Here is an 18,451-nt window from a genome sequence, read left to right on the forward strand (position 1 = left end):
ATGCCCACGCTGATCCTGGTGCGGCACGGCCGCTCCACCGCCAACACCGCCGGAGTGCTCGCCGGGCGGGCCCCCGGTGTCGCCCTCGACGAGCGCGGTGGCGCCCAGGCCGCCGCCCTGCCCGCACGGCTGTCCCAGGTGCCGCTGACCGCCGTCGTCTCCAGCCCGTTGCAGCGCTGCCGGGAGACCGTGGCGCCGCTGCTGGAGGCCCGGCCGTGGCTCACGCTGCACATCGAGGACCGGATCAGCGAATGCGACTACGGCGACTGGTCGGGCCGCAAACTCGCCGAGCTGAGCGACGAGCCGCTGATGGAGGTGGTCCAGCAGCACCCCTCCGCGGCCGCCTTCCCCGGCGGCGAGTCGATGCGCGCGATGCAGGCCCGGGCGGTGGACGCGGTACGCGAGTGGAACGCCCGCATCGAAGAGGCGCACGGCCCCGAGGCGGCCTATGTCATGTGCTCGCACGGCGACCTCATCAAATCCCTGGTCGCCGACGCCCTGGGCATGCACCTCGACCTCTTCCAGCGGATCTCCGTCGAGCCCTGTTCGGTCACCGCGATCCGCTACACCCGGCTGCGCCCCTACCTCGTACGGCTCGGGGACACCGGTGACTTCGGATCTCTCGCGCCCCGGGAGGACGGCGGCAGCGCGGCGGCCGGCCGGGACGCGGCCGTCGGCGGTGGTGCGGGAGCAGCGTGATCAGTCGGCGCAGTAGGGTGGTGCGACGGCGCTGCCCGCCACGCACCTGCGATCCGCGCAGTGACCGCAGGACGTGCAGCGACCGCAGTGACCCCGCAGTCGAGCAATCGGAGCAGGACGTTGTCCCGTCAGGTGTTCTTCTACGACGCGCCGGACCGCTTCGTGGCCGGTACGGTCGGGCTGCCTGGCCGCCGTAGCTTCTACCTCCAGGCCACCGCCTCCGGCCGCACCACCAGCGTCGCCCTGGAGAAGACCCAGGTCGCAGCCCTCGCCGAGCGGATCGACGAGCTGCTGGACGAGGTCGTGCGGCGCAGCGGCGGCAACGCCCCGGTGCCCGCCGTCTCGCCCACCGAGCTGGCCGACGCCGCCCCGCTGGAATCGCCCGTCGAGGAAGAGTTCCGGGTCGGCACGATGGCGCTCGCCTGGGACGGCGAGGACGAGCGGATGATCGTCGAGGCACAGGCCCTGGTCGAGCTGGACGCGGACAGCGACGAGGACCTCGCCGACGCGGAGGAGCGGCTGCTCCAGGACGACGAGAACGGCCCGCCGATGCTGCGGGTGCGCCTGACCGGAACCATGGCCAGGGCATTCGCCAAGCGAGCCCTCGAAGTGGTCAACGCCGGCCGCCCGCCCTGCCCACTGTGCAGCCTGCCGCTCGACCCGGAGGGACACGTATGCCCGCGCCAGAACGGATACCGACGGGACGCCTGAGCGCCGTGCCCGCCGAACCGGCCGGGCGGGCCGCGCCGCTGCCCGGCCCCGTCGCACCCCAGGACCCCCCGTCGGCCGCGGCGGGGCCCACCGGCGACCTGTCGGACGCCTTGCTCACCGACGGCGAGCTGACCGTGCGCGGCCGCATCCAGGAGGCGTCCAACGCCGTGCTCTACTGCACGGTCGCGCAGAACGGCCGCAGTGCCGCCTGCGTCTACAAGCCGGTCGCCGGCGAGCGTCCGCTGTGGGACTTCCCCGACGGCACGCTCGCCCAGCGCGAGGTCGCCGCATACGAGATTTCCCGTGCCTGCGGCTGGGACCTCATCCCGGTGACGGTGCTGCGCGACGGCCCGTACGGCACCGGGATGGTCCAGGAGTGGATCGATCCGCCGGAGAGCAGCGACGAGGTACCCGAGCTGCTGGCCCTGGTGGAGGACGAGGAGCCGGGACCCGGCTGGAAGGCGGTCGGTTCCGCGCAGATCGGCGAGGGCCGCACCGCGCTGCTGGTGCACGCCGACGATCCACGGCTGCGGCGGCTCGCGGTACTCGACGCCGTGATCAACAACGGTGACCGCAAGGGCGGCCATCTGCTGCCCGGCGCCGGCGGGGAGTTCTTCGCCATCGACCACGGCGTCACGTTCCACGCCGAGGACAAGCTGCGCACGCTGCTGTGGGGGTGGGCGGGGGAGCCGCTGACCGACGAGGCGCTGGAGGTGCTGCGGGGCCTTCAGGAGGCACTGGAGGGCGCCGGACCGCTCGCCGCCCGACTGGCCGAACTGATCACACCGGACGAGATCGAGGCGCTGCGGGCGCGGGTGGCCGGGCTGCTGCGCAGCGGCCGGCACCCGGAGCCGAGCGGCGAATGGCCCGCCATTCCCTGGCCGCCGGTCTGAGATCCGCCGTGGGCGCGGCGGGACACCGCCGGATCCGCTTGCATGTTCGGCCACTGAACACAAGACCGCCTTTCCGGCCAGACCTCTGATCCCGTTCGTAGACGGAACATCCGTCCGGTTAGGCTCATGGCATGCATGCATGGCCCGCTTCTGAGGTCCCCGCCCTGCCTGGCCAGGGCCGCGACCTGAGGATCCACGACACCGCGACCGGCGGACGGGTGACCCTCGCCCCCGGTCCCGTCGCCCGTATCTACGTCTGCGGCATCACGCCGTACGACGCCACCCACATGGGGCACGCGGCGACCTACAACGCGTTCGACCTGGTTCAGCGCGTGTGGCTCGACACGAAGCGCCAGGTTCACTACGTGCAGAACGTCACCGATGTCGACGATCCGCTGCTGGAGCGGGCCGTCGCCACCGGCGTCGACTGGACGGCGCTCGCCGAGCGCGAGACCGCCCTCTTCCGCGAGGACATGACGGCCCTGCGGATGCTGCCGCCCCGCCACTACATAGGCGCCGTCGAGGCAATACCCGGCATCGTCCCGCTGGTGGAGCGGCTGCGCGACGCCGGCGCCGCCTACGACCTGGACGGTGACACCTACTTCTCCGTGGAGGCCGACCCGCACTTCGGCGAGGTCTCCGGGCTGGACGCCGAGGCGATGCGGCTGCTGTCCGCAGAGCGCGGCGGCGACCCCGAGCGCGAAGGCAAGAAGAACCCGCTCGACCCGATGCTGTGGATGGCCGCCCGCGACGGCGAGCCGAGCTGGGACGGCGGCTCGCTGGGCCGTGGCCGGCCCGGCTGGCACATCGAGTGTGTCGCCATCGCCCTGGACCACTTCGGCATGGGCTTCGACGTCCAGGGCGGCGGCTCCGACCTCGCCTTCCCGCACCACGAGATGGGCGCCTCGCACGCCCAGGCGCTCACCGGCGAATACCCCTTCGCCAAGGCGTATGTGCACGCCGGGATGGTGGCCCTGGACGGCGAGAAGATGTCCAAGTCCAAGGGCAACCTCGTCTTCGTCTCCGCGGAGCGGCGCAACGGCACCGACCCGGCCGCGATCCGTCTGGCGCTGCTCGCGCACCACTACCGCGCCGACTGGGAGTGGACCGACGCGGTGCTTGCAGAGGCCGTGGAGCGGCTGGCGCGCTGGCGCGCCGCGGTCTCCCGTCCCGACGGCCCGTCCGCCGACGCCCTCCTGGAGGAGCTGCGTACGGCGCTGGCCGACGACCTCGACTCCCCGGCGGCGCTCGCGGCCGTGGACCGCTGGGCCGCGGCGCAGGAGTCCGGCGGCGGCAGTGACGAGGGCGCTCCCGGCCTCGTCTCCCGTGCGGTCGACGCGCTGCTCGGCGTGGCCCTGTGACGGCCGCCCGCTGACCCTCGCCTCCCGTCCCCCGGGGCGCTTCCGCCGAGTGGCGGGGGCGCCCCTTTGTTCGCGCTCGTTTTTCGCACCCCCTTTACTCCCCCCACCCCCGAACCCACCCCCGCCCCCTCCCCCGAAGGGGGAGAGGGGGGAGGGGGCGGGGGAGCGCCAAGGGGCCGGTCCGGAGCGGGGCTTGCTGCCTGCGGCCCGGGCAGAAGTCCAGCAAGCCGCCTGCGGCCCCGGGCAGAAGTCCAGCAACGAGACCCAAGAGTCCATGGTCGCCGTGCTCGCCGGCGCGCTAGAGCTGCGGGCATGAGGAAACCAACAGGACTGCGGGTGGCGGTCGTTGCCGCGCTGCTCGGGCTCGTGGCGGCCGTCGCGGGGCCGGCGGGCAGCGTACGGGCGGACGGCCGCGCACCCGCACAGACCGTCGGCGACATCACCGGCTTCGCTGCGGACGGGCCCGTCTACCATCTGCACGCGGGCCGGGCCGAGGCCCGCGTCAGCTTTGTGACGGACCGGACCTTCCGCGTCGAACTCGCCCCGGACGGCACCTTCTCCGACCCCACCGGCAAGGACATCGTGCTGCCTCAGGGCGCACCGCCCGCCACCCACTGGCGGGATGCCGGCGACGCCTACGAACTCAGCACCTCGCAGGTCACCCTGAAGGCCTTCAAGGCGCCGCTGCGCTTCGAACTGCGACGGGCCGACGGCTCGTTGGTGTGGTCCGAGGCGAAGGGGCTGAGCTGGGACGACACGACCACCACCCAGACCCTGGCGCGCGGCACCGACGAGCAGTTCTACGGCGCAGGGATGCAGAACGGGCGCGGCAACACCTCGCACCGCGGCCACACCGTCGAGGTCGGCGTCGACTACCACTGGGACGACGGCGGACACCCCAACTCCGTCCCGTTCTACCTCTCGTCTGCGGGCTACGGGGTCTTCCGCAATACGTACGCGCCCAATACCTACGCCTTCGGCGAGCCGGTGACGACGCGCACGAAGGAACGGCGGTTCGACGCCTATTACTTCGCCGGGCCGAGCGCCAAGGACGTCATCGGCCAGTACACCTCGCTGACCGGCAAGCCCTTCCTGCCGCCGCTGTACGGCCTGGAGATCGGTGATTCGGACTGCTATCTGCACAATGCGAACCGGGGGGAGAGGCACACCCTGGACGCCTTGAAGGTCGCCGACGGCTACACCGATCACGACCTGCCCAACGGCTGGATGCTGGTCAACGACGGCTACGGCTGCGGCTACGAGAACCTGGCCGAAACCTCCAAGGGCCTCGGCGAGCGGAAGATGAAGCTGGGACTGTGGACCGAGGACGGCATCGGCAAGCTCGCCGACCAGGTCAAGGCGGGCCAGCGGATCGCCAAACTGGACGTCGCCTGGGTCGGCGACGGCTACAAATTCGCCCTGGACGGCTGCAAGGACGCCTACCGGGGCATCGAGGACAACAGCGACGCCCGGGGCTTCACCTGGGCCCCCGAGAGCTGGTCGGGCGCCCAGCGCTGCGGTGTCCAGTGGTCCGGTGACCAGAGCGGCACCTGGGACTACATCCGCTGGCAGATACCGACCTACGCCGGCGCGACGATGTCCGGACTCGCCTACACGACCGGCGATGTGGACGGCATCTTCGGCGGCAGCCCCCGCACCTACGTCCGCGACCTGCAGTGGAAGTCCTTCCTCCCGGCGATGATGACGATGGACGGCTGGGCGGACAGTGACAAACAGCCCTATCGCCAGGGCGAGCCCTACACCTCCATCAACCGGAAGTACCTGAAGCTCAAGGAGTCGCTGCTGCCGTACATGTACTCCTACGCGGCCGAGGCGACCCGGACCGGCGTCGGGCCGGTGCGCCCGTTGTCGCTCGAATACCCCGACGACCCGAAGGCCGCCACCGACGCAGCCAAATACGAGTTCCTGACCGGCCGGGACTTCCTCGTCGCGCCCGTCTACCAGGACAGCGACACCCGCGACGGCATCTATCTCCCGAAGGGCACCTGGGTCGACTACTGGTCCGGACGCACCTACCGGGGACCGGCCACCGTCGACGGCTACAGCGCGCCGTTGGACACCCTGCCGCTCTTCGTCAAGGCCGGTGCCGCCGTCCCGATGTGGCCGGGCATCAGCTCGTACCGGGACCGGACGGCACACTCGCCGCTCGCCTGGGACGTCTACCCGCAGGGCCGTTCCTCGTTCACCCTCTACGAGGACGACGGGGTGACCCGTGCGCACCGGAACGGCAGCAGCGCCACCCAGCGGGTGCAGGTGGCGGCGCCGCGCTCCGGCGGCGGCGACGTACGGATCGGCGTCGGTGCCCTGCGGGGCTCGTTCCGGGGCAAGCAGACGGCCCGGCCGTACCGCTTCACCGTGCACACCGGGGACGCCCCGCGCGGTGTCACCCTGGACGGCCGGCCGCTGAAGCGGCTGCCGTCCGCGGGGGCGTTCGAGGCGGCGGACGAGGGCTGGTTCCACGACCCCGCCGACCGCGCGGGCGTCGTCCGGATCAAGACCGCCTCCCGCTCCACCGGCCGCGCGTTCACCCTGATGCTGAAGGGCGCGAGCGCGGTCGGCGGCAGGACCCCGGGCGGGACGGTCGCGGTGACCACGCCGGGTGGCCAGGAAGTGACCAAGGGCGTGCCGACGGCCGTACGGACGGCGCTCAGCGCGGGCACCCGTACGGCACACGAGGTGTCGGTGTCCTTGTCCGCGCCCAAGGGCTGGACCGTCTCGGCGCCGGTGCGCCATACGCGGATCGCGGCCGGAACCACCCGGCGCGACGCGCTGAGGCTCACCGCGCCCAAGGACGCCGAAAGCGCGAACCCGGTCACCGTCACCGCGACCGTCCGCTACCGCTCGGCCGGCGCGCTGCGGACGGCGGTGCACCGCTTCGGGGTGCGGGCCGTACCACCGGCGCCCACCGCCGACACCTGGGCGAGCGATCTGGAGTGGCTGAGCCGGGCCAACGGCTACGGGCCGGCCGAACGGGACCGCAGCAACGGCGAGTCGGGGGCGGCGGACGGCCATCCGCTCACCCTCGCCGGGAAGACGTACGCCAAGGGCCTCGGGACCCACGCCGACTCCGACCTGGAGTTCTTCACCGGCGGCCGCTGCACGTCCTTCACCGCGGACGCCGGGATCGACGACGAGATCGCCGACTACGGGCAGGTCGCCTTCTCGGTGGAGGGCGACGGCAAGGTGCTGTGGACCTCACCGAAGCTGACCGGCACCTCGGTACCGGTGGCGGTGGACGTGCCGCTCGGCGGCGTCCGGCACGTTCGCCTCAAGGTGACCGATACGGACGGCAAGAAGTCGGGCGATCACGGCGACTGGGCGGGGGCGCGCTTCCACTGCTCGGGGTGAGCGGGGGCCCGCCCCGGCGGGCGGGGCAGCACACGGGCGCCGGGCCCGGCTCGATGGCCGGTCCGGCGCCCGTGGTGTGCTGCGGCGCGGTCTCGGCGCTCAGCTTCCGGCGTCCTCCGGGCCGTCCTCCGGGCGCGCGGAGTCGGCGGAGTCGGCGTTTCCCGACGGGTCGGAGGTGTCCGCGTCTCCCGACGGGCCGGAGGCATCCGCGCCTCCCGACGGGCCGGAGGTGTCCGCCGAGCCCTTGCCCTTGCCGGTGTCCTGCGGCCCCGTACCCGTGTCGTCGCCGGGCTTCGGCTCCCGCGGCTCCTTGGACACCGGGCGGGGCGGTCGGGCGCGGCCGCTGGTGGAGTCGCGGAGGTAGGAGCTGTCGCGGCCCTCGGCGAGCCCGCCCTCGGTCGCCACACCGGGACCGGCCTGCGGGTCACGGCGGCGCAGATAGCGCTCGAACTCGCGGGCGATGGCCTCGCCGGACGCCTCCGGCAGGTCCGCGGTGTCCCGCGCCTCCTCCAGCGACTGGACGTACTCGGCGACCTCGCTGTCCTCCGCCGCCAGCTGGTCCACGCCCAGCTGCCAGGCGCGCGCGTCCTCGCTCAGCTCACCGAGCGGGATACGGACGTCGAGGAGGTCTTCCAGGCGGTTGAGCAGCGCGAGGCTGGCCTTCGGGTTGGGCGGCTGGGACACGTAGTGCGGAACCGCCGCCCACAGGCTCACCGCGGGAACGCCCGCGTGGGTGCAGGCTTCCTGGAGGATGCCGACGATGCCCGTCGGGCCTTCGTAGCGCGACTCCTCCAGATCGAGCCGGCCGGCCAGTTCCGCATCGGAGGTGACCCCGCTGACCGGCACCGGCCGGGTGTGCGGGGTGTCGCCGAGCAGCGAGCCCAGGACCACCAGCATCTCCACGCCCAACTCATGGGCGAAGCCGAGGATTTCGTTGCAGAACGAGCGCCAGCGCATGCTGGGCTCGATACCGCGGACCAGGACGAGATCGCGGGTCCGCCCCTTGCCGTTCTTGTCGCCGACGCGGACGACGGACAGCCGGGTCGTCGGCCAGGTGATCTTGCGTACGCCGCCCTCCAGGAAGACGGTCGGGCGGTTCACCTGGAAGTCGTAGTAGTCCTCCGCGTCCAGCGCGGCGAAGACCTCGCCCTTCCACTCCCGGTCCAGATGCGCGACCGCGGCGGAGGCGGCGTCGCCGGCGTCGTTCCAGCCTTCGAACGCGGCCACCATGACCGGGTCGATCAGCTCGGGCACCCCCTCGAGCTCGATCACCCAGCGCCTCCTTCCGACCGGTCCGGCCACCTGGGGCGGCCGCCGGCAGCAGTTCCATTGCGTGCGTTCCCAAGACTACGGCGTCCGTGGTGCCGGTTCGCAGCCCCTTTGCGTGAGGGGGGCGGGATTCATCCGATCTGTTGTGGGGGATGTTCGGTCAACTTCCGTACGGGGTCTGGACGGTGGCCGACACGCGGGTCTATACATCGGATGACCGGGAGAGGTCCGATGTTCTTCCGCAACATCTCAGGGGGCATGCCCATGGCTGCGGCCGACACCGTCACCGCGTTCGAGGTCCACGACGTCCGCTTCCCCACCTCGGAGCAGCTCGACGGCTCGGACGCCATGAACCCGGACCCCGACTACTCCGCCGCCTATGTCGTGCTGCACACCGACAGCGGACCGCGGGGCCACGGCCTCTGCTTCACGATAGGGCGCGGCAACGATGTCATGGCCGCCGCGATCCGGTCCCTCGCTCCGTACGTCGTCGGCCGCCCCGTACCCGCCACCGCCGCCGCGCTCGCCGCACTCCACCACGACCTCACCCATGACTCCCAGCTGCGCTGGCTCGGCCCCGAAAAGGGCGTGATGCAGATGGCGGCCGGCGCCGTGGTCAACGCCGCCTGGGACCTGGCCGCCGCCCGGGCGGGCCTGCCGGTGTGGGAGTTCCTTGCCGCGCTGACGCCCGAGGAGCTGGTCTCCCTCGTCGACTTCCGCTACCTCTCCGACGCCCTGACCCCGGACGAGGCGCTGGCGATCCTGCGCACCGCGGCGCCCGGCCGGGCCGAGCGCGCCGCCCGCCTCAAGGCCGAGGGCTACCCCGCGTACACCACCTCGCCCGGCTGGCTCGGCTACGACGACGGCAAGCTGGTGCGGCTGGCGAAGAAGGCGGTGGCCGAGGGCTTCGGCCAGATCAAGCTGAAGGTGGGCGCCGACCTCGACGACGACAAGCGGCGGATGCGGCTGGCGAGGGACGCGGTCGGCCCCGGCGTACGGATCGCCGTCGACGCCAACCAGCGCTGGGACGTGGCCGAGGCGGTCCGCTGGATGACCGCGCTCGCGCCGTACGCCCCCTACTGGATCGAGGAACCGACCAGCCCGGACGACGTCCTGGGGCATGCCGCGGTGCGCTCCGGCCAGCCCGTGAAGGTCGCCACCGGCGAGCACGTCGCCAACCGGGTGGTCTTCAAACAGCTGCTGCAGGCCGGTGCCGTGGACTTCGTCCAGATCGACGCGGCGCGGGTGGCCGGGGTCAACGAGAACCTGGCGATCCTCCTGCTGGCCGCGAAGTACGGCGTGCCGGTGTGCCCGCACGCGGGCGGGGTCGGGCTGTGCGAGCTGGTGCAGCATCTGGCGATGTTCGACTACGTGGCGGTGTCCGGGAGCCGGCAGGACCGGGTGATCGAGTACGTCGACCATCTGCACGACCACTTCAGCGATCCCGTCGTCGTCGAGCGCGGCCGCTACCGCGCCCCGACCGCGCCCGGTTTCTCGGCCCGGATGAAGCCGGCGTCGATCGCCGCCCACCGCTTCCCCGACGGGCCGGTGTGGCGCGCCCGTCGCTCCCCGCAGAGCCGGCCCGGCGAACAGGAGGTCTCCGCATGAGTTCCGCCCCGCACCACGCCCGGCCGCCGGCCGACTTCGAGGGGATGGCCGCGCTCGTCACCGGCGGCGGCTCCGGCATCGGGGCGGCCACCGCCGCCCTGCTGCTGGCGCGCGGCGCCAAGGTCGCCGTCCTGGACCGGGACCCCTCCGGCGCGCCCCCCGGGACGATCCGGGTCACGGCCGATGTCACCTCCGACGCCGCGGTACGCGCCGCCGTCGGCGAAGCGGTGGGGGAGCTGGGCGCCCTGCACACCCTCGTCGGCAACGCCGGTATCGGCGCCGTCGGCACGGTCGAGGACAACGACGACGCGGAGTGGGTCCGGGTCCTGGACGTGAACGTGCTGGGCCTGGTGCGCACCGCCCGCGCCGCGCTCCCGGCGCTGCGCCGCACCGCCGCCGGCGCCCCGGGGCGGGTCTCCATCACCCACACCTGTTCCATCGCCGCCACCGCCGGCCTGCCGCAGCGCGCGCTCTACAGCGCCGGCAAGGGCGCGGTTTACTCGCTGACCCTCGCGATGGCCGCGGATCACCTCCGCGAGGGCATCCGCGTCAACTGCGTCAATCCGGGTACCGCCGACACCCCGTGGGTCGGCCGGCTGCTGGAGCGGGCCGACGACCCGGCCGCCGAACGCGCCGCGCTCAACGCCCGCCAGCCGATGGGCCGGATGGTCACCGCGGACGAAGTGGCCGCCGCCATCGCCTCCTTGGCGTCCCCGGCCGCCTCCGGCATCACCGGGACGGCGCTCGCCGTGGACGGCGGGATGCAGGGGCTGCGGCTGCGGCCCGCTACCTGACCGGCCACGACCCGTATCCCGCCACGACCCGTATCCGGGCCACGCCCCGATATCCCGCCGCGACCGTATTCCGGCCACGACCCGCACCAGCCGCACCCCGCACCAGCAGCACCCCGCACCAGCCGCACACCACGACCGAGGGACCACCCATGAGACTGCGTACGACCGGCGCGGCGGCCTGTGCCGCGCTGCTCGCCACCGCCGCGCTCGCCGGCTGCAACCGCGGCAGCAGCGCCGCGGGCGGCAGGATCGGCATCGATATGCCCCGTACGGACACCGACTTCTGGAACTCCTACCAGCAGTACCTCGAAAAGGATCTGGACCACGGCGGACCGGCCGCGCTGCCGCTGTCCAACTCGCAGAACGACATCGCCAAGGTCGTCTCCAATGTGCAGGCGCTCACCGACCAGGGCGCCAAGGCCATCGTCATGGCGCCGCAGGACACCGGGGCCATCGCCGCCGCGCTGCAGCGCCTGGCGGAGAAGAAGATCCCGGTGGTGAGCGTCGACACCCGCCCCGACGAGGGCAAGGTCTACATGGTCGTACGTGCCGACAACCGCGCCTACGGCGAGAAGTCCTGCGACTACCTCGGCCGGAAACTCGGCGGCAAGGGGCGGGTCGCCGAACTCCAGGGCGACCTCAGCTCGATCAACGGACGGGACCGTTCCGAGGCGTTCGCGGCGTGCATGAAGAAGAAGTTCCCGAAGATCACCGTGCACGAGCTGGCCACCGACTGGAAGGGCGAGGTCGCCTCCGGCAAGCTGCAGAGCCTGCTCGCCCAGCACCCGGACGTCAACGGCATCTATCTGCAGGCCGGCGGCGCCTTCCTGCAGCCGACGCTCGCCCTCCTGGAACAGAAGAAACTCCTGCGGCCGGCCGGCTCCGACGGGCACATCACCATCATCTCCAACGACGGCATCCCGGACGAACTGGACGCGATTCGCGCCGGAAAGATCGACGCCACCCTCTCCCAGCCCGCCGATCTGTATGCCAAGTACGCCCTGTACTACGCCAAGGCCGGGCTGGCAGGGAAGACCTTCACGCCGGGCCCCACCGACCACGGCTCGACCATCGTGAAGATCAAGAACGGCCTGGAGGACCAGCTGCCGGCGCCCCTGGTCACCAAGGCGACCGTCGACGACAAGAAACTGTGGGCCAACCAGCTCGACGAGAAGAAGAAGTAGCGGTGGAGGCGGACGAGGTGATGTCCGGCCAGCCCGCGGCGGCGGTGCACGCCGAGGGAATCGTCAAGCGCTACGGCCCCACCGTCGCCCTCGACGGCGCCCGGCTGACCGTACGCCCGGGAGAGGCGCACGCCCTCGTCGGCCGCAACGGCGCCGGCAAATCCACCCTGGTGTCCGTACTGACCGGCATGGAGCGCCCGGACGCCGGCCGGGTCACCTTCGGCGGCGCGCCCGCGCCCGGCTGGGGTGACACCGCCGCCTGGCAGCGCAAGGCCGCCTGCGTCTACCAGAAGTCGATGACCGTGCCGGAGCTGACCGTCGCGGAGAACCTCTACCTGGGCCGCTTCCGGGGCGGACACACCATCCGCTGGCGGGCGCTGCGCGAACGGGCCCGCGAGCTGCTCGCCGGGTACGGCGTCGAGGTCGACCCGGCCGCCCGGATCAAGGAACTCGGCGTCGAGCAGCGGCAGTTCGTGGAGATCGCCCGCGCGCTGTCCTTCGGCGCCGGGCTGATCATCCTCGATGAGCCCACCGCCCGGCTGGACGCCGCCGGCATCGACCGGCTCTTCGGCAAACTGCGTGAACTGCGCGACCGGGGAGTGGCTTTCCTGTTCATCTCGCACCACCTCCAGGAGGTCCACGAGCTGTGCGACACCGTCACCGTCTTCCGTGACGCCCGGCATGTGCTGACCGCACCCGTCCCGGGGCTGGCCAAGGAAGCGCTGGTGGCGGCGATGACGGGTGAGGAGGCGGGCCCCGCGCGGCAGCCGCGGACGGGCGCGCGGCCGGCCGGGGAGACGCTACTGCGTACGCAAGGGCTGGCCGCCGACGGGCACTTCGCGCCGCTCGACCTGACCGTACGGGCCGGGGAGGTGGTGGGGCTCGCGGGCGCCACGGCCAGCGGCAACACCGCGATCGGCCAGACGCTGGCGGGGCTGCGCGCCCCCGACGGCGGCCGGATCACGGTGCGCGGGCGGCCGGTCCGTACCGGCAGCGTGCCGCACGCCCTCGCCGCGGGCATCGGTTACGTCCCCGAGGACCGGCACCGCGAAGGGCTCGTCCCGGGCCGCAGCGTTGCCGAGAACGCCACGCTCACCGTCGCCGACCAGCTCGGGCCGATGGGCACCGTACTGCCCTCCCGGACCCGCGCGTTCGCCCGCCGGATGATCGCGGCACTGGACATCCGGACCACCGGGCCGGGCCAGCCGGTGTCCGGGCTCTCCGGCGGCAACCAGCAGAAGGTCGTGATCGCCCGTGCGCTGGCCCGCGAGCCCGCCGTGCTGGTCGCCGTCCGGCCCACCAACGGCGTCGACGTCAAGTCCAAGGACGCGCTGCTGGGCGTCGTACGGGAGGTCGCGGACGGCGGCAGCGGCGCCCTGATCGTCTCCGACGAACTGGACGATCTGCGGATCTGCGACCGGGTGCTGGCGGTCTTCCACGGCCGGGTGACCGCCGAATTCGCCGCCGGCTGGCGCGACCACGAACTGGTCGCCGCGATGGAGGGCATGGCGGGCGGCGCCGGCGAGGGCGTCCGGCCCGGCCCGTCCGACCCCGGCCGTGCCCCCGCACCGGACACCCGTACCACGCCAGGAACGGAACGAAGGCAAGGACCGGAAGGACCGGAAGGACCGGAAGGACCGCAAGGAACGGAAGGGACCGCGCCATGACCGAGACCGTAGCGCCGCCGGCCACCGACGTGGTGGAGCGCCCGCCGCGCCGACGGCCCCGGGTCGATCCGGCCCGCTGGCGGGATCTCTCCCTGGTGCCGGTGATCTTCGTGCTGGGCCTCATCGGCTTCATCGTGTCGCCCGCGTTCCTCACCCAGGACAACCTCATCGGCGTCATCCAGCAGTCCACGGAGCTGGGCCTGCTGGTGCTCGGCGAGGCGCTCATCCTCATCAGCGGGCGGATGGACCTGTCGTTGGAGTCCACCATCGGCCTGGCACCCGTGATCGCCCTGTGGCTGGTGATGCCCGCACACGGCGGCCGCTTCGCCGGGCTGGAACTCTTCCCCGCATGGACGGCGATCCCGCTCTGCCTGGCCGTGGGCGCGGCGATCGGCGCCGCCAACGGCTTCCTCATCCTCACCCTGCGGGTCAACGGCTTCATCGCCACCCTCGGCATGCTCACCATGCTCCGCGGCCTGCAGGTGGGCGTCTCGGAGGGCCGGTCCATCGGCAATGTCCCGGAATCCTTCGCCTACTTGGGCCAGGCCGACTGGCTGGGCATCCCGGCCGCCGTCTGGATCTGCCTCGCCCTCTTCGCGCTCGGCGGCGCGGCCCTCGGCTACCTCCGGCACGGGCGGGCGCTGTACGCCATCGGCGGCAACCCGGAGGCGGCCCGCGCGGCCGGTATCCGGGTGGACCGCCTCACCTGGATCGTGCTGGCCGTCGGCGGACTGCTCGCCGCCTTCGCGGGGATCCTCTACACCGGCCACTACGGCGCGGTCTCCGCCAGCCAGGGCAACGGCTGGATCTTCCAGGTCTTCGCCGCCGCGGTGATCGGCGGCATCAGCCTCAAGGGCGGCCGGGGCACCCTCTTCGGCGCGCTCACCGGCGTCCTCACGCTCCAGCTCGTCATCAATGTGATGACACTGGGCGGAGTGCCACCGCTGTGGACCCAGTTCCTCAATGGCATGATCATCATCATCGCGCTGGTCATCTCCCGGTTCACCAGCGGCGAGAAGCAGGACTGAAGCCCGCCGTGCACTGTCCCCCGCAGGGGCCGAGAGAGCTGGGACGGACCGGTGTCACCGTCCCGCCCCTGGGTCTGGGCTGCGCACCGCTCGGCAACCTCTACCGCGCCATCCCCGAGGAGCAGGCGCAGCGCGTCGTCCACACCGCCCTCGCCACCGGCGCCGGCTACTTCGACACCGCCCCGCACTACGGCGTGGGCCTGTCCGAGGAACGCCTCGGCCGTGCCCTGCGCGGCCGCGACCGCACCGGCTACACCCTCTCCACCAAGGTCGGCCGCCGGCTGCGGCCGCTCGCGCCGGGGGAGCGGGCAGCCGGCGAAGGTTTTGTGGACACCCCCGCCCGGGCCCGGGTACGGGACCTCTCCCGCGACGGTATCCGCGCCACACTGGACGCGTCCCTGGAGCGGCTCGGCGTGGATGCCGTCGACATCGTCTACCTCCACGACGTCGAGGACCAGTTGCGGGCGGTGTACGAGACCGGCTTCCCGGCCCTTGCCGAGCTGCGCGCCGAGCACATGGTGCGCGCCATCGGCTTCGGCATGAACCACAGCGATCTGCTGGCCCGCCTGGTCGCCGACCTGGACGTGGATGTGGTGCTCTGCGCCGGCCGCTGGACCCTGCTGGAGCGCACCGCCTTCGACGATCTGCTGCCGGAGTGCGAACGCCGCGGCACCTCCGTGGTCGTCGGAGGCGTCTACAACTCCGGTCTGCTGGCGGACCCGTCCCCCGGCGCGCCCTACAACTACGCGCCCGCGCCGCCCGCCCTCCTCGACCGGGCACGTCAACTTGCCGCCGTCTGCGCACAGTTCGCCGTCCCCCTCAAGGCCGCCGCGCTCCGGTTCCCCTTCGGGCACCGTGCCGTCGCCTCCGCCGTCGTCGGCGCCGCCGGTCCCGAGGAGATGGCCGAGAATGCCGCGCTGTTCACCCGTCACATCCCGGACGAGCTGTGGCATACGCTCGTCGCCCGCGGCCTGCTCGACCCCGATCTGCCGCTGCCCTTGCACGACTGAGCCCGAAGCCGAAGCCGAAGCCGAAGCCGACGCCGACGCCGACGCCGACGCCGACGCCGACGCCGACGCCGAGCCCGCCGACGCCGAGCCCGCCGACGCCGAGCCCGACGACGCCGAGCCCGACGAACCCGACCCGGGCGCCGAGCCCGACGAACCCGACCCCGGAGCGCGCCCCTGATGCGTATCGACGCCCATCACCATCTGTGGGATCCGAACCGGCGCGAGCAGCCGTGGATGGACGGGCCGTGGGCCGATCCGATCCGCCGCAGTTATGCGCTGAGCGACCTCACCCCGCAGCTGACCGCGCACGGCCTCGACGGCACGATCCTCGTCCAGTCGTCGCCCTCGTACGAGGAGACCGCCGAACTGCTCACCCTTGCGGCGGGGGAGGGGCCGGTCGCCGGTGTCGTCGGCTGGGCCGACCTCCGCGACCCGGCGCTCGCCGAGGTCCTCGCGGCGCTGCCCGCCCAACTGGTGGGCATCCGGCACCAGGTGCAGGACGAACCGGACCCCGACTGGCTCCTGCGTCCGGACGTGCTCCGGGGCCTGGGCATCGTGGCCGACGCCGGGCTGGTCTACGACCTGCTGGTCACCCCGCGGGAACTGCCCGCCGCGCACGCCGCCGTACGCGCCGTGCCCCAGCTGGCCTTCGTGCTGGACCACGCCGCCAAACCGGCGGTCGCGACGGGGGACTGGCAGCCCTGGGCGCACGCCCTCACCGCGCTCGCCGGGTTGCCGAACATCAGCTGCAAACTGTCCGGGCTGGTCACCGAGGCCGACTGGGAGTCCTGGCGGCCGCAGCAGATCCTGCCCTATGCCCGGCACGTCCTGGAGGCCTTCGGCCCGGGCCGGGTGATGTTCGGCTCCGACTGGCCGGTGTGCACGCTGGCGGCCGGCTACGAAGACGTCGTGGCGCTCGCGGAGTCGGCGACGGCTCACCTCGGCCCGGCCGAACGGGCGGACGTCTTCGGGGGAACTGCGGGGCGGGTGTACGGCGTCGGGGCGCCGGCCGCGCAGGGGCCGCCGGGCCGCTGAAGCGGCGTCCGGATTCCGCCAGCTTCGGAATCCGCGTCGCCGGAGGATCGAGTCGCACCACGGAGAACACCGGCAAAGCGGTGTACCGGGTGCGGACTGCGGCCGGCTCCGTAGGACTGCGGCCGGCTCCGTGGGACTGCGGACGGCTGCGGACGACGACGGACGACTCGATGCGAAGGTGATGACGATGGCGGAGATCGTGATGACGGCGACCGTGATGGCGGCCGTGACGGCGACGACGGGGACTGCGGAGGCGCACGGCACCCGGCCGCTCACCGGCAAGGTGGCCCTGGTGACCGGCGGCAGCCGGGGCATCGGGGAGGCGACGGCGCTGCGGCTGGCCGCCGACGGCGCGGCGGTGGCCCTGACCTATCAGAGCCGGCAGGACAAGGCCGGCCAGGTCGTCAAGGAGATCGAGCAGGACGGCGGGCAGGCCTGGGCGGTACGGGCCGACAGCGGTGACGCGGAAGCGGTGCGGGCCTCGGTGGCCGGCACCGTCGAACGGTTCGGGCGGCTGGACATCCTGGTGAACAACGCGGGCATCGGCGTGCTCGGCCCCTTGGAGGAGATCTCCCTCGACGATGTCGACCGGGTGCTGCGGACCAATGTCCGGGCCCCGTTCCTGGCGGCGCAGGCCGCGGCCGCTCATCTGGCCGAGGGCGGCCGGATCATCTCCATCGGCAGCTGCATGGCCGAGCGGGTCGCCTTCCCCGGCGGCACCCTCTACGCCACCAGCAAGGCCGCCCTCACCGGTCTGACCCGGACCCTGGCCAAGGAGCTGGGGCCGCGCGGTATCACCGCCAACCTCATCACCCCGGGCCCCATCGACACCGATATGAACCCGGCCGACGGCGAGAGCGCAACGATGCAGGCCGGGCTCACCGCCCTGGGGGCGTACGGCCGGGCCTGGGATGTCGCGGCGACCGTGGCCCATCTGGCGGGCGAGGGCGGACGGTACATCTCGGGCGCCTCGATCGCGGTGGACGGAGGCTTCGCGGCCTGACCGGGAGCGCCGGAGGGACCACCGCGGGGGCACCACGGGGGCGGCACGGGGGCGCCAACGACCGGGGCGGCACCGGGCCTCACAGCGACGCGCGCAACCACTGCTCCACACTGGCGATATGCACCGTCGCCCACGCCCGCGCCGCCTCCGCGTCCCGGTCGCGCAGCGCGCCGAGGATCGCCCGGTGCTCGGTGAGGGTGCGGGTCACCGCGTCCTTCTGCGTCAGCCCCCGCCAGATCCTGGCCCGGGTGGTCGGCCCGGACAGCCCGTCCAGCAGCGAGCAGAGCACGGAGTTGCCGGATGCCGCGACGATCCCGCGGTGGAACTCCAGATCGCAGGCGACCAGATCCTCGACCGAGGGACTCGGCCCCAGCGCGTTCAACTGGGCCTCCAGGGCGTTCAGTTCCTCCAGGCCGATCCGGCCGGCCGCCATGGCCGTGGCGGCCGGCTCCAGGATCCGGCGGACGGCGAGGAACTCCAGCACGGTGTCATCGCGGTGGAAGTCCACCACGAAGCTCATGGCCTCCAGCAGGAGTTGCGGATCGAGGCTGGTGACATACGTACCGTCGCCCTGGCGCACATCCAGGATGCGGATGAGGGAGAGCGCGCGGACCGCCTCGCGCAGTGAATTACGGGACAGGCCGAGCTCGGCCGCCAGCTCGCTCTCCTTCGGCAGCCGGTCACCCGGCCGCAGTGCGCCGGAGACGATCATGCCCTTGATCTTCTCGATGGCCTCGTCGGTGACCGCCATGCCGACCTCCCCGCTCGGACCCGCCCGAATGCCGCCCGGATACCGCCCCGGATGCCCTCACAGACATCC

The 18,451-nt window shown here is 72.7% G+C and carries 15 protein-coding genes; 13 read left to right on the forward strand and 2 right to left on the reverse strand.

Annotated elements, in window-relative coordinates:
* The 5 genes from ACF088_RS21880 (at position 1) to ACF088_RS21900 (ending at position 7,033) form a co-directional block, all read left to right on the forward strand.
* Positions 1–699 carry a histidine phosphatase family protein gene (locus tag ACF088_RS21880; RefSeq protein ID WP_392377449.1) on the forward strand — a complete coding sequence of 233 codons (699 nt, stop codon included), beginning with the start codon at positions 1–3 and terminating at the stop codon, positions 697–699.
* A 120-nt stretch (positions 700–819) separates the two neighbouring features.
* Positions 820–1,410: a DUF3090 domain-containing protein gene (locus tag ACF088_RS21885; RefSeq protein WP_392377450.1), complete on the forward strand. Its 591-nt coding sequence runs from the start codon at positions 820–822 to the stop codon at positions 1,408–1,410.
* Positions 1,374–2,303, forward strand: coding sequence for an SCO1664 family protein (locus tag ACF088_RS21890; protein WP_392377451.1), 930 nt, complete (start codon positions 1,374–1,376; stop codon positions 2,301–2,303). The genes ACF088_RS21885 and ACF088_RS21890 overlap by 37 nt, the downstream gene beginning before the upstream one ends.
* Positions 2,304–2,434: 131 nt before the next feature.
* The gene (gene mshC / locus ACF088_RS21895; protein ID WP_392377452.1) at positions 2,435–3,664 is read left to right on the forward strand and encodes a cysteine--1-D-myo-inosityl 2-amino-2-deoxy-alpha-D-glucopyranoside ligase; all 1,230 of its coding nucleotides are present in this window, start codon (positions 2,435–2,437) and stop codon (positions 3,662–3,664) included.
* 312 nt (positions 3,665–3,976) lie between these two features.
* On the forward strand, positions 3,977–7,033 hold the full coding sequence (locus tag ACF088_RS21900; RefSeq protein ID WP_392377453.1) for an NPCBM/NEW2 domain-containing protein: 3,057 nt from the start codon (positions 3,977–3,979) through the stop codon (positions 7,031–7,033).
* A 99-nt stretch (positions 7,034–7,132) separates the two neighbouring features.
* Here ACF088_RS21900 and ACF088_RS21905 read toward each other — a convergent pair whose 3' ends face one another.
* Positions 7,133–8,305: a PAC2 family protein gene (locus tag ACF088_RS21905; protein WP_392377454.1), complete on the reverse strand. Its 1,173-nt coding sequence runs from the start codon at positions 8,303–8,305 to the stop codon at positions 7,133–7,135.
* Positions 8,306–8,566: 261 nt separating this feature from the next.
* Here ACF088_RS21905 and ACF088_RS21910 point away from each other — a divergent pair, with 261 nt between their 5' ends.
* The 8 genes from ACF088_RS21910 to ACF088_RS21945 all read left to right on the forward strand — a co-directional run bounded on the left by ACF088_RS21910 (position 8,567) and on the right by ACF088_RS21945 (position 17,631).
* The gene (locus ACF088_RS21910) at positions 8,567–9,910 is read left to right on the forward strand and encodes an enolase C-terminal domain-like protein (protein WP_392377455.1); all 1,344 of its coding nucleotides are present in this window, start codon (positions 8,567–8,569) and stop codon (positions 9,908–9,910) included.
* A complete protein-coding gene (locus tag ACF088_RS21915; protein ID WP_392377456.1) occupies positions 9,907–10,704 on the forward strand; it encodes an SDR family NAD(P)-dependent oxidoreductase in 798 nt (265 codons plus the stop codon). Before ACF088_RS21910 ends, ACF088_RS21915 begins: the two co-directional genes overlap by 4 nt.
* Before the next feature lie 149 nt (positions 10,705–10,853).
* Positions 10,854–11,888 (forward strand): sugar ABC transporter substrate-binding protein, encoded by a 1,035-nt coding sequence (locus ACF088_RS21920; RefSeq protein WP_392377457.1) that lies wholly within the window; start codon positions 10,854–10,856, stop codon positions 11,886–11,888.
* 20 nt (positions 11,889–11,908) lie between these two features.
* On the forward strand, positions 11,909–13,555 hold the full coding sequence (locus ACF088_RS21925) for a sugar ABC transporter ATP-binding protein (protein WP_392377601.1): 1,647 nt from the start codon (positions 11,909–11,911) through the stop codon (positions 13,553–13,555).
* Positions 13,552–14,583: an ABC transporter permease gene (locus tag ACF088_RS21930; RefSeq protein ID WP_392377458.1), complete on the forward strand. Its 1,032-nt coding sequence runs from the start codon at positions 13,552–13,554 to the stop codon at positions 14,581–14,583. The genes ACF088_RS21925 and ACF088_RS21930 overlap by 4 nt, the downstream gene beginning before the upstream one ends.
* A 38-nt stretch (positions 14,584–14,621) precedes the next feature.
* Positions 14,622–15,593, forward strand: coding sequence for an aldo/keto reductase (locus tag ACF088_RS21935; protein WP_392377602.1), 972 nt, complete (start codon positions 14,622–14,624; stop codon positions 15,591–15,593).
* 177 nt (positions 15,594–15,770) lie between these two features.
* Positions 15,771–16,628: an amidohydrolase family protein gene (locus ACF088_RS21940; RefSeq protein ID WP_392377459.1), complete on the forward strand. Its 858-nt coding sequence runs from the start codon at positions 15,771–15,773 to the stop codon at positions 16,626–16,628.
* Between the two features lie 217 nt (positions 16,629–16,845).
* The gene (locus tag ACF088_RS21945; protein WP_392377603.1) at positions 16,846–17,631 is read left to right on the forward strand and encodes an SDR family oxidoreductase; all 786 of its coding nucleotides are present in this window, start codon (positions 16,846–16,848) and stop codon (positions 17,629–17,631) included.
* A gap of 79 nt (positions 17,632–17,710) precedes the next feature.
* On the opposite strand, the gene ACF088_RS21950 is transcribed toward ACF088_RS21945, so the two are convergent.
* The gene (locus ACF088_RS21950) at positions 17,711–18,382 is read right to left on the reverse strand and encodes a FadR/GntR family transcriptional regulator (RefSeq protein WP_350250011.1); all 672 of its coding nucleotides are present in this window, start codon (positions 18,380–18,382) and stop codon (positions 17,711–17,713) included.
* Positions 18,383–18,451 lie beyond the last annotated feature (69 nt).

Origin of the sequence: Streptomyces sp. NPDC015125 (genome assembly GCF_043080045.1) — a bacterium.
Classification (GTDB): domain Bacteria; phylum Actinomycetota; class Actinomycetes; order Streptomycetales; family Streptomycetaceae; genus Streptomyces.